This is a genomic window from Nocardia sp. CDC160 (assembly GCF_035818795.1).
Lineage (GTDB): Bacteria > Actinomycetota > Actinomycetes > Mycobacteriales > Mycobacteriaceae > Nocardia.
In genome coordinates, this window is record NZ_JAYKYT010000003.1 from 686,153 (window position 1) to 701,201 (window position 15,049).

13 protein-coding genes are annotated in these 15,049 nt (G+C 66.2%); 6 read left to right on the forward strand and 7 right to left on the reverse strand.

Annotated features, from left to right (window positions below):
- Positions 1–248 precede the first annotated feature (248 nt).
- From VMT40_RS17840 to VMT40_RS17865, 6 genes are all read left to right on the forward strand, one after another.
- The gene (locus tag VMT40_RS17840; RefSeq protein ID WP_326359432.1) at positions 249–3,935 is read left to right on the forward strand and encodes a nitrate reductase subunit alpha; all 3,687 of its coding nucleotides are present in this window, start codon (positions 249–251) and stop codon (positions 3,933–3,935) included.
- Positions 3,936–3,945: 10 nt separating this feature from the next.
- Positions 3,946–5,655, forward strand: coding sequence for a nitrate reductase subunit beta (gene narH / locus VMT40_RS17845; protein WP_326360226.1), 1,710 nt, complete (start codon positions 3,946–3,948; stop codon positions 5,653–5,655).
- Entirely contained in the window at positions 5,652–5,867 is a 216-nt protein-coding gene (locus VMT40_RS17850) for a hypothetical protein (RefSeq protein ID WP_326359433.1), read from the forward strand. Before narH ends, VMT40_RS17850 begins: the two co-directional genes overlap by 4 nt.
- On the forward strand, positions 5,864–6,544 hold the full coding sequence (narJ, locus tag VMT40_RS17855) for a nitrate reductase molybdenum cofactor assembly chaperone (protein ID WP_326359434.1): 681 nt from the start codon (positions 5,864–5,866) through the stop codon (positions 6,542–6,544). Before VMT40_RS17850 ends, narJ begins: the two co-directional genes overlap by 4 nt.
- Positions 6,541–7,275: a respiratory nitrate reductase subunit gamma gene (narI, locus tag VMT40_RS17860; RefSeq protein ID WP_326359435.1), complete on the forward strand. Its 735-nt coding sequence runs from the start codon at positions 6,541–6,543 to the stop codon at positions 7,273–7,275. The genes narJ and narI overlap by 4 nt, the downstream gene beginning before the upstream one ends.
- Positions 7,276–7,391: 116 nt before the next feature.
- Entirely contained in the window at positions 7,392–7,697 is a 306-nt protein-coding gene (locus tag VMT40_RS17865; protein WP_326359437.1) for a hypothetical protein, read from the forward strand.
- Positions 7,698–7,710: 13 nt separating this feature from the next.
- Here VMT40_RS17865 and VMT40_RS17870 read toward each other — a convergent pair whose 3' ends face one another.
- The 7 genes from VMT40_RS17870 to VMT40_RS17900 all read right to left on the reverse strand — a co-directional run bounded on the left by VMT40_RS17870 (position 7,711) and on the right by VMT40_RS17900 (position 15,037).
- Positions 7,711–8,367 carry a hypothetical protein gene (locus VMT40_RS17870; RefSeq protein ID WP_326359438.1) on the reverse strand — a complete coding sequence of 219 codons (657 nt, stop codon included), beginning with the start codon at positions 8,365–8,367 and terminating at the stop codon, positions 7,711–7,713.
- A 133-nt stretch (positions 8,368–8,500) separates the two neighbouring features.
- Entirely contained in the window at positions 8,501–10,042 is a 1,542-nt protein-coding gene (locus VMT40_RS17875; RefSeq protein WP_326359439.1) for an alkaline phosphatase family protein, read from the reverse strand.
- Positions 10,043–10,145: 103 nt separating this feature from the next.
- Entirely contained in the window at positions 10,146–11,468 is a 1,323-nt protein-coding gene (locus VMT40_RS17880; protein ID WP_326359441.1) for a DoxX family protein, read from the reverse strand.
- Between the two features lie 141 nt (positions 11,469–11,609).
- Positions 11,610–12,947 carry an acyltransferase family protein gene (locus tag VMT40_RS17885; protein ID WP_326359442.1) on the reverse strand — a complete coding sequence of 446 codons (1,338 nt, stop codon included), beginning with the start codon at positions 12,945–12,947 and terminating at the stop codon, positions 11,610–11,612.
- Complete coding sequence (locus tag VMT40_RS17890; RefSeq protein WP_326359443.1) at positions 12,944–13,132, reverse strand: hypothetical protein; 189 nt, start codon at positions 13,130–13,132, stop codon at positions 12,944–12,946. Before VMT40_RS17890 ends, VMT40_RS17885 begins: the two co-directional genes overlap by 4 nt.
- Positions 13,129–14,061, reverse strand: a complete 933-nt coding sequence (locus VMT40_RS17895) for an SGNH/GDSL hydrolase family protein (protein ID WP_326359445.1) — start codon at positions 14,059–14,061, stop codon at positions 13,129–13,131. Before VMT40_RS17895 ends, VMT40_RS17890 begins: the two co-directional genes overlap by 4 nt.
- A 64-nt stretch (positions 14,062–14,125) precedes the next feature.
- Positions 14,126–15,037 (reverse strand): SGNH/GDSL hydrolase family protein, encoded by a 912-nt coding sequence (locus VMT40_RS17900; RefSeq protein WP_326359446.1) that lies wholly within the window; start codon positions 15,035–15,037, stop codon positions 14,126–14,128.
- Between the last annotated feature and the right edge of the window lie 12 nt (positions 15,038–15,049).

Below are 15,049 nucleotides of genomic sequence, written 5' to 3' on the forward strand. Positions count from 1 at the left end.
GGAAGCTTCACCGCCACCCCACGGAAACGCCCTTCTGGGAACATGATTCACACCTGATTCGAGGGTTTCCCCAGGTCGCGCCCCGGGCGTGTGACCTCGGCCGCTACCCCCTGGTGACCGGAACATTTCTTGGATCTCACAGCTCACACTCACCCCGAGCGTGATGTGAGAGAAACGTTTTGATGCCTCCCTCGACGTCCTTACAGTCAACCCAGCAGCCCGGTATTTCCAGCTCGAAGGGGGCGTCAATGGCTAACTCGCAGAACGGACACTCGTCCGCCGATGCGCTGCTTCGACTGGGGAAGTACTTCAACCGCGGCGAGGTTTCCGGCGATCTGCGCACCCTGCACAAGGTGGGCGGGCGTGAGGCCGATGAGTTCTATCGGGATCGCTGGTCGCACGACAAGGTGGTGCGGTCCACCCACGGTGTGAACTGCACGGGCTCGTGCTCGTGGAAGATCTATGTCTCCGACGGCGTGATCACCTGGGAGTCCCAGCAGACCGACTACCCGAGCGTGGGCGCGGACAAGCCCGAATACGAACCCCGCGGCTGTCCGCGTGGCGCGTCGTTCTCCTGGTACACCTACTCCCCCGCCCGCATCCGCTACCCCTACGTGCGCGGCACCCTGCTCGAGCTCTACCGCGACGCCAAGACCCGCCTGAAAGACCCTGTGCTCGCCTGGGAATCCATCGTAGAGGACCCCGACAAGGCCAAAGCCTACAAATCCGCGCGCGGCAAGGGCGGATTCGTTCGCGCCGAATGGTGGGAGGCCGCCGAAATCGCCGCCGCCGCACACGTTTACACCATCAAGCGGTACGGTCCGGATCGCATCGCGGGGTTCTCGCCGATTCCGGCCATGTCGATGGTCTCGCATGCCGTCGGCGCTCGGTTCATTTCGCTCATCGGCGGCTCCATGCTGTCGTTCTACGACTGGTACGCCGACCTGCCCGTCGCCTCCCCGCAGGTCTTCGGCGACCAGACCGACGTCCCCGAATCCGCCGACTGGTTCGACGCCGGATACCTGATCATGTGGGGCTCCAACGTCCCCGTCACCCGAACCCCGGACGCCCACTACATGACCGAGGCCCGCTACCGCGGCCAGAAGGTCGTGGTGGTCTCGCCGGACTACGCCGACAACACCAAGTTCGCCGACGAGTGGGTGCCCGCCCGACCCGGCACCGATGCGGCACTGGCCATGGCCATGGGTCACGTCGTATTGCGAGAGTTCTTCGTAGACAAGCAGACTCCGTACTTCACCGACTACGTCAAGCGCTACACCGACCTGCCCTACCTCATCACCCTCGAGGACAAGGACGGCGTCGCCGTCCCGGGCAAGTTCCTCACCGCCGCCGACCTCGGCCATACCGGTGAAGGCGTGCAACACCAGACCGTTCTGCTGGATGCCGACGGTAATCCGCAGGTGCCCAATGGTTCTCTCGGCCACCGCTTCACCGAGGCGGGCAAGGGTCGCTGGAACCTCGAGCTCGGGGACATCGATCCCCTCCTGACCCTGCACGGGCGCACCGATGATGTTGCGGCCGTGCGGTTCCCCCGCTTCGACGGGCCCGCCTCCGAGGTCCTCACCCGTGGCGTGCCGACCACCGTCGTCGCGGGGCGACGGGTGACGACGGTGTTCGATCTCCTGCTGGCCCAGTACGGCGTGGCCCGACCCGGCCTGCCCGGCAGCTGGCCGACCGGCTACGACGATGCGAGTGAGCCGTACACGCCCGCCTGGCAGGAATCGATCACCGGCGTCCCCGCCCAACAGGCCGAACGCATCGGCCGCGAATTCGCCGACAATGCCGAGAAGTCCCAGGGTCGGTCCATGATTTTGATGGGCGCGGGCACCAATCACTGGTTCCATTCCGATCAGATCTACCGCAGCTTCTTCACCCTCACGCTGCTCACCGGCTGCCAGGGCGTGAACGGCGGCGGCTGGGCGCACTACGTCGGCCAGGAGAAGTGCCGACCCGTAACAGGCTGGGCCACATTGGCTTTCGCTTCGGACTGGCAGCGCCCGCCACGTCAGATGCAGGGCACCGTGTTCTGGTACCTGGCCAACGACCAATGGCGCTACGACCCGTTCACCAGCGAATCGTTCGCCTCGCCCCTCGGCAAGGGCAGCTTCGCCGGGCGCACGGCCGCCGACAATATCGCTCTCGCTTCACGTTTGGGCTGGATGCCCTCGTATCCGACCCTCAACCGCAACCCCCTCGACCTCGTCGACGAGGCCGAGCAGGCCGGTAAGGCTCCCACGGATTACGTTGTGGACGGCCTGAAGTCGGGTGATCTGCGTTTCGCGTGCGAGGACCCCGACGCCCCCGAGAACTTTCCCCGCGTGCTCACCGTCTGGCGCGCCAATCTGCTCGGCTCCTCCGGCAAGGGCAACGAGTACTTCCACAAGCACCTCCTCGGCGCGGACTCCAACCTCCAGACCGCCGAGGCGACCGGTGTCCGCCCGCAGGAACTGGAATGGCGGGAGGAGGCCGCGACCGGCAAGCTGGATCTGCTGCTGTCGCTGGACTTCCGCATGACGTCCACGACCCTGTTCTCCGACATCGTCTTCCCGGCCGCCACCTGGTACGAGAAGCACGATCTGTCCTCCACCGACATGCATCCCTTCGTGCACGCCTTCTCCCCGGCCATTTCCCCGCCGTGGGAGGCCAAGACCGATTTCGAGGCCTTCCACCGCATTGCCCGCGGCTTCTCCTGGCTGGCCGAGAAGCATCTGGGCAAGCGCAAGGATCTGGTGGCGGTGCCGCTGCAACACGACTCGGCCGACGCGTTGGCGCAGGCCGGAGGACGCGTGCTCGATTGGAAGAACGGCGAGTGTGAGCCCATTCCGGGTGTCACCATGCCGAAACTCGTTGTCGTCGACCGTGACTATCCGAATGTCGCGGAGAAGATGGCCGCGCTCGGACCGCTGGTCGAAACGCTGGGACTCACCACCAAGGGTGTCACCACGCTGCCCGATGCCGAGGTAGATTACCTGCGCGGCGTGAACGGCACCGTGGTTTCGGGTGTCGCGCAAGGCCGTCCGTCGCTGGCCAAGGACACCCACGCGGCCGAGGCGATCCTGGCACTGTCCGGCACCACGAATGGCCGACTCGCGGTGGAAGGGTTCCACGCGCTGGAACGGCGCACCGGAACCGAGCTGGCCGATTTGGCGGCCGAACACGAGGGTAAGCGAATCACCTTCGCCGACACGCAGGCCCGGCCCGTTCCGGTGATCACCTCACCGGAATGGTCCGGGAGCGAGACCGGTGGTCGTCGGTACTCCCCGTTCACGATCAATGTCGAGCGCAAGAAGCCGTGGCACACCTTGACCGGGCGGCAGCACTTCTACCTCGATCACGACTGGATGATCGAGCTCGGGGAGCAGCTGCCGATCTACCGGCCGCCACTGGACATGTCGGCGCTGTTCGCCGAACCGGGCATTGGCAATGTGAACGAAAACGGCGTGACCGTGCGCTATTTGACGCCGCACTCGAAGTGGTCGATCCACTCCGCCTACCAGGACAACCTGCACATGCTCACGCTCTCGCGCGGCGGTCAGGCGATCTGGATGTCGGACAAGGATGCCGCGAAAATCGGTGTGGCCGACAATGACTGGATCGAGGCGATCAACCGCAACGGCATCGTGGTGGCGCGCGCGATCGTGTCGCACCGCATGCCCGAGGGGACCGTGTTCATGTACCACGCCCAGGACCGCGCGGTGAACGTCCCCCGCATCGAGGGTGCGTCGGATACCAAGCAGGGCAAGGGAAAACGTGGCGGCATCCACAATGCGCTGACCCGCATCATGATCAAGCCCTCGCACCTCATCGGCGGCTACGCCCAGCAGTCCTTCGCCCTGAACTACCACGGCCCCACCGGAAATCAGCGCGACGAGGTCACCACCATCCGCAAGCGCTCGCAGGAAGTTGAGTACTGATATGCGTGTTATGGCGCAACTGGCCATGGTGATGAACCTGGACAAGTGCATCGGCTGCCACACCTGCTCGGTCACCTGCAAGCAGGCCTGGACCAATCGCTCGGGCACCGAGTACGTGTGGTTCAACAATGTGGAAACCCGTCCCGGACAGGGGTATCCGCGCCGGTACGAGGACCAGGAGAAGTGGAAGGGCGGGTGGACCCTCGACAAGAAGGGACGACTCACCCTCAAGTCCGGGTCGCGGATGAAGCGGCTGCTCAATATCTTCGCGAATCCGGATTTGCCCACGGTGTCGGACTACTACGACCCGTGGAGCTACGACTACGACACGCTGCTGTCCGCCCCGCAGATGGACACCACCCCGGTGGCCAAGCCCAAGTCGCTGATCACCGGCGAGGACACCAAGGTCACCTGGGGTGCGAACTGGGACGACTCGCTGGGGTCCGGGCCCGACCAAGTGGGTAAGGACCCGTTGCTGGCCAAGCTCTCCGAGCAGGTCAAGCTCGAGTTCGAAGAGACCTTCATGTTCTACCTGCCGCGCATCTGCGAGCACTGTCTCAACCCCTCGTGCGCGGCGTCGTGCCCGTCGGGGGCGATCTACAAGCGTGCCGAGGACGGCATCGTGCTGGTGGATCAGGACAAGTGCCGCGGCTGGCGGCAGTGCGTCACCGGCTGCCCGTACAAGAAGATCTACTTCAACCACAAGACGGGCAAGGCCGAGAAATGCACCTTCTGCTACCCGCGTGTCGAGGTCGGCATCCCCACGGTCTGCTCCGAGACCTGCGTGGGACGCCTGCGCTACATCGGCGTCATGCTCTACGACGCCGACAAGGTCCTCGAGGCCGCCTCGGTCACCGAGGACAAGGACCTCTACCCCGCACAGCTGGGGGTGTTCCTCAACCCGCACGACGAACGCGTCATCGCCGAGGCCGAACGCGCCGGGATCTCACCGGAATGGATTGCCGCCGCACAGGATTCGCCGGTCTACAAACTGATCGTCGACTACCAGCTCGCGCTGCCGCTGCATCCGGAATACCGCACCATGCCGATGGTCTGGTACGTGCCGCCGCTGTCGCCGGTGGTGGACACCCTCACCCAGACCGGCCACGACGGGGAGAACCACAACAACCTCTTCGGCGCGATCGATGCCCTGCGAATTCCGGTGGAGTACTTGGCCGAACTGTTCACCGCCGGTGAGATCGGTCCGGTCCGCGCCTGTTTGCAGCGCCTGGCGGGCATGCGCTCGTTCATGCGCTCGATCAACCTCGGCCAGGAGCCCGACCTGTCCATTCCGGACGCCATCGGCCTCGAACCCGAGGAAATCGAGGCCATGTACCGGCTGCTCGCCATCGCCAAGTACGAGCACCGCTACGTCATTCCCTCGGGCGCGACTTCCCGTGCCCACGAACTGGATTCGCTCGCCACCGGCTGCTCCCTCGATACCGACGGCGGCCCCGGCATGACGGCCTTCGACTACATGGCCGACAAATTCCACCTCACCGACACGAATGGTGCCGCACCCGACCAGAAATCGAGCCGAGTCAACCTCCTCAACTGGGACGGCAAGAGCACCGCGGGACTGGTGCCCACTTCCACCAACGGCAATGGCGCCGCTGGCAATGGCAACGGAGCCAACGGAAATGGGCACCACTCCCCCGCCGCGGCCGAGGACAGCGCACCCGAGTCGATCGAACCGGCACCGACGGGAGCCGCACGATGAACCTGCCAAGACTGCGACGCCGCCCCGCGCCCGCCATCACCACCCGCGAGCACGAACACCGCTTGGCCTGGCGGCTCGGCTCGCTGACCCTCGACTACCCGAACGCGCGCGTCGCGTCCCGGAGTTCCGGCGCACCCTTGACCGGAAATCCTTACAGCCCAGTGGTTTCCGGCCAAGAACACGCCGGAATGGCGGGGGAGTCGGCGCGATGAGCCTGCTGAAACTGCGGCGGCGGCCCGAACCGGCCGTCGCCATGAGCGAGCGCGAGCGCCGCCTGGTGTGGCGGCTGGGCGCGCTGCTGCTCGACTATCCGGGCGAGCAGACCCTGGCCATGCTGGACGAACTCGACGCCGCCGCAACGGAATTGCCGGACACCGTGCGTCCGCTGCTGGCCGGGTTCCTCACCCACCTGCGCACCGGCGACCCGATAGCGCTGGCTCAGGAGTACGTCGAGACCTTCGACATGCGCCGCCGCGCCAGCCTGCACCTGACCTTCTACGCCTACGGGGATACCCGCAAGCGCGGCATGGCACTCCTGCGCTTCAAGCACGCCTACCGCCATGCCGGTGTCGAACTCGGCGACGAGGAACTGCCCGACCACCTGCCCGTGCTGCTCGAATTCGCCGCCACCGTCGATCCGATCGGCGGCGAGCGGCTGCTGGGCGAACACGTCCCGGTACTGGAACTGCTGCGGTTGTCGCTTTCCGACAGTGGATCTCCGTACGCGGGGGTGCTGGCGTCGGTGGTGGCGACTCTGCCACCGGTCACCACCGCCGACCGTCGGCGCATTGCCGAACTCGCCGCCGCCGGGCCGCCCGAGGAGGAGGTCGGCCTCGACCCCTTCGCCATGGATCCGCTCGCCTTCACCGGACAGGAGGCCCGACGATGAGCTCCGGGCTCTGGCTGATACTGCCCTACATCGCCTTCACCTCGTTCGTGCTGGGCCACCTGTGGCGCTATCGCACCGACCAATTCGGCTGGACCACGCGTTCTTCGCAGATCTACGAGTCCCGGCTGTTGCGGCTGGGTAGTCCGCTGTTCCACTTCGGCATGCTCGGGGTGATCGGCGGGCACGTGCTGGGTGTGCTCATCCCGCAGTCGTGGACCGATGCCATTGGCGTCTCCGAGGAGGCGTACCACATCGTCGCCGTCTCGGCGGGATCGGTTGCGGGACTGGCGGTCATCGCCGGAATCGCGATTCTGCTCTACCGCCGCCTCACCGTCCCGGCCGTCCGCCAGGCGACCACGGCCAATGACAAGGTGATGTACGTCCTGCTGGCCGCGGCGCTGGTCACCGGACTGCTCAACACCTGGGGCAGCAATCTGCTGTGGGGCACCTACAACTACCGCGAGACCGTCTCCCCCTGGTTCCGCAGCCTGTTCACCCCGCACCCGCAGCCCGACCTCATGGTCGGCACGCCCTGGACCTTCCAGGTGCACGGGCTGATCGTGCTGGCGCTCATCGCCTTCTGGCCCTACACCCGGCTGGTCCACATGTTCTCGGCCCCGGTCGGCTATCTCGTCCGCCCGTACGTCGTCTACCGCGCCAAGCCGAACAAATCGGCCGATAAAACCCGCTATGCCCGCGCCTGGGAAACTCCCGCCATTCCGCGCCGATAGGACCGCTCGTAAACCGATTGGCCGCTCGTATATCAATGGCGCGCCGAGGGCACCGGTGTTAAGGTTCGGCGCGGCCCGACCGACCGGTTGGGCTCGAGTTGTCCTCGGGGGATTCCTTGTTCAATTGGTATGTCGGTCTGCTCGCGCTCAGCGGCGTCATCATGCTCGCGCTGGCGGCCGTCCGTCAGGGGCAGAGCGAACTGTCGCGCGTGCTCAATGCCGTCTTCGGCGTCGGATTCATCGGCTACGCCTTTTATCTGGCGTTCCTTTTCGACGGCGGCTCGTATTTCATCTTCTTCCAGGCCTTCATCCTGCCGGTCATGATGGTGGTCAACTACTTCCGCAATCGCACCCCGAAGCCGAAGCTGACCGACACCCAGAAGGCCTGGCGCGAATACCAGAAGTCCAACGGCGGCCAATAATCCGGCGTAATGGCTACGCCGACCGACTCGACAGGGTGCGGGCACTCATGTAGTCGACGACGTCGCAAGGCTGGTCCCCGACGTCGCGCAGGAGATTGTCGAGGGCCCCGTCGAGCTCGGGGCTCGGTCCCCGCTCGGCGAGCAGAACGACGATGGCCTCCAGGGCATTGCGTCGCGGGTTCGGCTGGGCCAGTAGCTCTTCCAGGTAGGTCTCCGGATCCGCCAGACGCAGCGCGCGACGGGCCGCGGCATGCACGCGCCGGGGTAGTTCCGTGCGGATCTCCGTGACGTCCCGGGGGATGACGTGGCCCGGCTGGTACGGGTCCAGGCGGATCGTCCACAGCTGGGCCGGATCATCCGGGACGCCCTCACCGGCGAGCAGACCCGGACCGGTGGCCGCCTCGATCGCCATGGGCGACAGGCCCGCTCGCTCCCTGCGCCAATTACAGAACTCCCACCACGCCACCGGCGTGCCCGTGGCGGTCAGACCGAAGCTGAGCACCTGCTGACCCGCGGTGAAGGTCCGGAAGATGCGCGTGCGCTCCAGCCGGGCGATACCCTCCTCGGTCACGCACACCCAGGTGGGTTCGGCGCCCTCAAACCCGTAGGGCTCCAGTAGCTTCCCCGTCTCGCGCATGAGGCGGCGCAGTGCTGAATCCGGTTTGACCACCCCCGCAGAGTAACGGCGGGAACCGACAGGATGACGGAGCTGCGCATCCGCCCAGGACGCGGCGCGTCGCGCAAGACACGCCGCGTCCGGGCGCGGTGGGCGCGCCGGTGTGCCTACCGTTTCGAGGCCGCGATCACTGCTTCGGGTTGGACCAGATGTCGTTCACCGTGGCCGCGTACGCGTCATTGTTGGTCAGCGGCTGCAGACCCAGGGCGGTGTCGATGGTCCGCAGCAGGCCGTACTGGTCGGTGCGCTGCGAGCTCGTGAATCCGGCCCTCACCGAGCCCTGCGAGCCCAGCATGATGGTCGGCACCCGGTTCGGGTACAGCGGGCCGAACGCCTTCACCGCGCCCTCGTCGAAGGTCAGGATCAGCAGCGAGCGCTGCTGCTTCCAGGCCGGGGAATCGAAGATGGTCGGCAGCGTGGTGCTCAGCCAGCTGTCACCGGAGGCAACGCCGCAGCCCTCCATGTTGTGGCATTCATTGGCCGCGAACCATACGAAGTTCGGGGTCGTCGCCGCGGACTTCAGATCGGTCGTCATCTGCGTCAGCGGCTGCAGATGTGCCGCGCAGTAGGCCGCGTCGGACTTGATGTTCTTGAAGTACAGGAACGGCAGATCGTCCTGGTAGTACTGGCCGTGCGCGGTCTGATCGCAGTTGCCGTTCGCGTCCTCGGCGTAGCCCTTCCAGGTCTTGTGCGCCGCGTCCACGCGATTGCCGATGTGGGTGGCGTCGAGGGTGGTGGTGCCCACGCTGTTGTCGACCAGCCCGTAGAGACCGCCCGCCGCCAACGCGACATAGTTCGGATCGCTGGGGTGGGTGGTGGCGTAGGACTGACTCAACGTCGCGCCCTGCGACCGCAGGCCATTGATGTAGGGGGCCTGGGAATTTCCGATGATGCCGCTGACGCCGTCGTAGTCCTGGTTCTCCAGGTAGACGACGAAGACGTGGTCGTAGCCGGGCACCGAGGCGGCCGGTGCGGTCAGCTTCGGCGCGGGCAGGGACGCGCCGATGGTGAACGACAGATTGTCGGCATAGCCGTCATTGGTGTCCCCGGCGGTCCAGGTGAAATTGAGCGCGATCTTCACCGAGCGCGTGCCCTTGGGCAGGGTGCCCTTCGTATCGCGCTGCACCATCCCGGTTTTCAGGCCGCGGTCGACGCTGCTGACATCGTCGCATTCGGCCGAACCGAGCTGCGCTCCCGAGGCGCTGAGGAAGGTCGCGGTCATATTGACCCGGTCCAGCTGGGCGCCGTAGCCGCCCAGCCAGCCGTTCAGGTCGAAGCTCACGTTCCCCTGGTCGATGGCCGAGCCCGCGGCCGAGACATTGACGGTCTGGTCCATCTCGGAATTGCCGGTGCCGCCGCCCGCGAAGAACTTCGCGCCCCGGTTCGACGGTCCCGGCGAGGAGGCGTCCGGCCAACCGGATTGTCCGTAGCACACCGCGTTCGGCTCGCCCTTGCCGATAGTCCAGCCCGGCAGGGTCATGCCGTCCAGACCCCGCGGTGAGCACTGCGCCACCGCCTCGGCATCGCCGTCCACAATGAGATTCGGGCTCGTGACCCCGGCCTGCGCGGCGGTCGGCGCGAGGGCCGCGCCGCCGAGCCAGACCAGGGAGGCGGCGGCCGCGAGTGCGAGAGCCTTGCCGGGGGTGTTTCCAACGCCGTTGTGGCGCATACGTGTTCCTTTGCGAGTCGTCACCGAAATGCGGCTCGAATGAAACAGGTGTCAGGTATCCAGTTGGTCGTCTGACCATGACCAGCCGGTGAATGTGCCGGGGCTAGCGGAGGTACGGGGCGGGCTGGGTCCAGTGGAAGCCGCGCGAGAGCTGGCGGAAGCTGTCGAGATCGACGCGGGACAGGACCAGACGGACGGGGCGGCCGGAGAACTGGCCGTCGAGGATCAGCTGATCGGGCTGGGGCTGTTGGTAGTTCAGGGTCGCCAGCTTCCAGACGTGGTCGAGGTCCTTGGTGATGGTGACGGTGCCGCGCTCGGTGTCGATCACCGCCGGGAGGTCCTGGAGCGAATCGTCCGGGCGCTGGGCGGTGACGGCCTGGGGGAGGTCGAAGATGAGGCGGCGGAAACGGTCGGCCGCGGCGACCGGCTGGCCGTTCGAGGTCTGCTCGGTGACATTCCAGATGCCGTAGAGGGGTGAGTGGGGGCGGCCATTGCCGTAGAGCTGCCAGGCGTCGTGGCCCTCCATGACGGTGGTGATCAGCAACCAGACACCCGCGATCACTTGGCCCCACACCAGGATTCGGCGAGCGCGGGGCGTGGTCACCAGCGGCTCGGGGGTGCGCGGCGATACCGCGCCGACGGTGAGTGCCCGGACGATACGGATGATGTCCGGGGCTGCCAGCACCAGCGCGTACACCAGCAGTTGCAGCGCGAGCAGCTTCACGGGCACGTCGTAGGTGAGGTTCAGCAGGAACACCTGGAGACACACGATCACCGACAGCACCGCGCCGAGCCCCGCCGTGATGGGCAGAATCAGCAGCAGAGCCGCCACGATTTCAGCTGTGCCCAAGGCGATTTCGTAGGGCTCGGAGGCGGCGGTCGAGGACCACAGCACCGCCATCGGGCTCATATCGCCGAACGGCTCCACCAGACGTTCGAGGCTGAAGGCCATCTGCGAGGGCAGCACCTTGATCATCCCGTACATCAGCAGCGCGCTCACCAGCGCGAATCGCAGGGTCAGCCGGAACCAGCCGTAGAGTCGCGCGTAGTTCGGGCGGCCCCGGTCCAGCAGCGACCACACGACGGTGACCGGCACCGCCACGAGCAGCAGGGTGAAGGTCGAGATCCAATTCGCTTGGGTGTCACTGCTTCCCGCGAACAGCCACTGCACCTTGGTGTCGAAGACGTGCTCGCCCACCCATTCGGTCAGCGGATGCAGGCTCGTCCACTTCGACATCGTCTCCACGGTCGACTCCGGCACCTGCAGGGACCGCAGCAGCGAATGGAACACCAGCACCCCGGCCATGCCCACACCCAGCACCACGAACCCGTAGCGGAAGATGATCCGCGCCAATGGATTCCACCGCTCCACCGCACTCGGTTCGGGTTCCTCTACCCTGACCTCAGCGACCAACTCCGCGACCACGCCGTTCCCTCCGAGCCCCGACCCGCAAACAAACTCCTTGCGGCGGTGAACGTTAGGGGGACGCGCGGGGCGCGGGTACCCGGCAAATTCCTTGCCCCGATACTCCGCGCCCCGAGATCTCGTGCCCCTCGAATCGGGGTGTCAGGCTCGTTTCGAGCGGGCGAAGCGGCGCATGATCGGGTCGTCGACCCAGTGGTAGAGGGCCGCGGCGAGCACGGTGGACACCGCCAGGCACAGCAGGGAGAAGCCTGCCCAGCCGAGCACGCCGAACTCCTTGCCGCCGATGAGGTATCGCGTGACCAACACCATGACCGGGAACTGGATGAGATAGAAGGCGAAGGAGATATTGCCCAGCCACACCATGCGCGGATGCGCGGTGATACCCCGGATGCCGCGCAGATCACGTGTCGCCATGGTGGCCACTACCGCGGTCATGGGCGCGAGCATGAGGACCGACATCTTGTAGTTCACCGGCACCACCCAGGTGGCCGCGTAGGAGATGGCCAGCGCGAGAAGCGGCCACGCCATATTCGTATTGCGCCAACGGCCTTCGAGCACCATGCGCGCGGCGAGCACGCCGAGGAAGAACTCCGGCAGCCGCGAGAGCGGGAAGTTGTAGCTCAGCCAATATGACGGGGACACCGGGATATTCGGCTGCCGGAACCAGGCCGGGGAGGCGTGCAGCTCGTAGTACGGCGAGGCATTACCCGGAACCAGGCGCGGCGCAAAGGCATTCGCGATGCCCTTCGGGCCGTCCACCCACAGGAAGTACGAAGTGTGCAGCGCGACAATGGCCAGCATGAGCAGGCCCATGGCGAGCAGCAGGCGACGGGTCGGGATCTTCATGACCAGCGGCAGCACCAGCGGAAAGCTGAAGTAGAACAGGATTTCCGCGGCCAGCGACCAGGACGGCACGTTCAGCCCGCCCACCGTGGTCCACTTCGGCCACCACGTGTGCACCAGCAGCAGATTGGGCACCCACACCACCGCCCGATGCAGCGGCACACTGGCCACCGCGATGAACGCGGCGGCCGCCAACAAATGCGTCGGCCAGATCTTCAACACGCGCCGACGATAGAAGGCGCGCAACGTCATTCCCGGCCGATACGACCAGTAAATGATGAACCCGGACAGCACGAAGAAGAAGGTCACCCCCGCGGCCCCGAGCTGCATCGGCACCCATTCGTGAATGTGCCGGAACATCTCCGACTTCTGAAACGGATACACCGGCAAAAACACCAAGGCATGCAACACGAACACCGCGAACGCCGCCCACCACCGCCCCCCGGTCAACGACGGCAGCGCAGGCCGCTCCCGCCGAGCCCGCTCGATCGCCGACTCATCGGCACCGCCTGATTCAGCGGTTCGGGTCGATCCAACGGTCCTGGATTCCCGAAGCAGCTGTGCGGCAAAAGCTTCCGCCGGTTCCGCGACAACCGCCGCCGTCTCCTTGCCCGTGGCGGGCATGACCTCGGTCATCGTGCGTACCTCTCGTACAGTGCGGTGGCAATCGCGGCATCGCCCCTACAAAGCCGGGCGAATTCGGCGGCGCGTGTCGGTCCCGGGGTGGGATTCGTGGGGAAGCGCTGGGCGGCAATGAATCCCGGTGGCCGCGTGACGACGGGTGCCGTCTCCTTGCCCGTGGCGGGCATGACCTCGGTCATCGTGCGTACCTCTCGTACAGTGCGGTGGCGATTACGGCGTCGCCCTGGGGGGACGGGTGGAAGGGGAGGCCGTCGAAGTTGACCAGGGGGTCGAAGACGCCGTTGATCCACGGTTGGGGGGTGCAGAGGCCGTGGCCGGTGGTGAGGGCTCGGGAGTCGAGGTAGTCCAGGTTCATGGTTGCGGCGGCCTCGCGTTCGGCCTGGTCCATGCGGTTGAAGTACTCGACCACGGTGCGGCCGTTGGGCTGGGGGACGGGCACGCCCACGACGTCGAAGCAGATGGAGTCCTGGTCGGGGCGGAACAGCTCCGGATAGCCGACGATGACTATGCGCGCATTGGGCGCGTAGTAGCGGATGTAGGTCACGACCTTGCTGATGCGCGCGGCGTATTCGGTTCCGGTGATAGTGCGCGGGTCGACCATGCGGCCGTCGGCCACCGCCTCGGGACCACAGCCTCCGGCAAGGTTGTAGAAGCACGCCTCGGTGGAGCTCCATGGGGACCGGTCGGCCCCGCCCCAGTGGTCGTTGAAGCCGAATTGGATTGTCACCAACTTGGTTCCGGGCCCGAACGCGCCCGCCTTGGCGGCATTGGCAGCCTGCACGGTCAGGGTGTAGCCGTCCCCGCCCTCGATGGTCGCGCCGGGGCAGGATTGATTCCACACCTGATCGCCCGACACCCCCATGCGGGCGCTGAGCTGCACCGGCCAGGCGGTGTCGCCGTGGTCGCACTTCTTCTCGTTGGAGAACGGGGCCCACCCGTTTGCCGTGTACGAATCACCCAGAATGACAAGCGGTTTGCCGCTGGCCGCCGGATCGGTGGCGGCCAGCGGAGTATCGGCGTGCGCGCCCGCGGTCCCCGTCATGGCCGCTGCGATGGCCATGATGGCGGCGCACAGGGAGGCCGATGCGCCTGGGAGACGGAACTTCATGTCGAACCCTCGAATCGCAAATTGAACTATGAGTTTTCAGTTTTGCGCGGAGTGTGGGATGGGCTCAGCGTCCGTAGCGGTCGTAGATCGCGTGCGCGATCACGCTGTCGCCCTGTGTCGATGGATGGAAGGGCAGGCCGTCGACGCCGGTGCGGGGGTCGGCGATCCCGTTCAGCCACGGCTGCGACGAGCAGAGGCCGTGACCGGCGGTGAGGGCTCGAGCGTCGAGGAACTCGATACCCAGCAGCTGGGCGGCCTCCCGCTGCGCCGCGTCGATCCGGTCGAGGTATTCGACCACCGCGCGTCCACGCGGATTGATGAACGGCGCGACCCCGAGAATGCTGAGGCAGACCGTGCTACTGCCCGGCACGAAAAGCTCCGGGTACCCGACGAATACGATGCGCGCGTTGGGTGCGTAGTACTTGATGTAGGTGACGGCATTGCTCATGCGCTTGGCCATCGCCGCACCGGAGACCCCGGTGTAATCAGGTATCCGGTGCTGTTCGATCGCCTCGGGATCACAGCCCAGGACGAGGTTGAAAACACAGGACTGCAAGGAATTCCACAGGGTCTGATCCGACGCGCCCCACTTGTCGTTCATCCCGAACTGGATGGTCACCAGCTTGGTGTCCGGCCCGAACGCGCCCTCCTTGTCCGCCCGCTGCGCCTGCTGGGCCAGCGTCCACCCGGGCCCGCTGTCGATCGACGCGCCCGGACACGACGGGTCGTCGACCCGATCGGTCCCGTACACGCCCATCAGCTGGCTCAGCTGCACCGGCCAGGCCGTGCGCCCGTGCAGATTGCAGTCGTCGCGGCCGGTGAAGTGGTCCCACTCGTTCGCGGAGAACGAATCACCCAGCACCACAAGGTCTTTACCCGCGGGAGCCGGATCGGCACCCGCGCCGCCCGCCGCGGTCAGCGATGCCGCGAGCGCTACGACGGTGGCGCACACCCACCGCCCGCCATTGCCCAACACCTACTCGTCCAG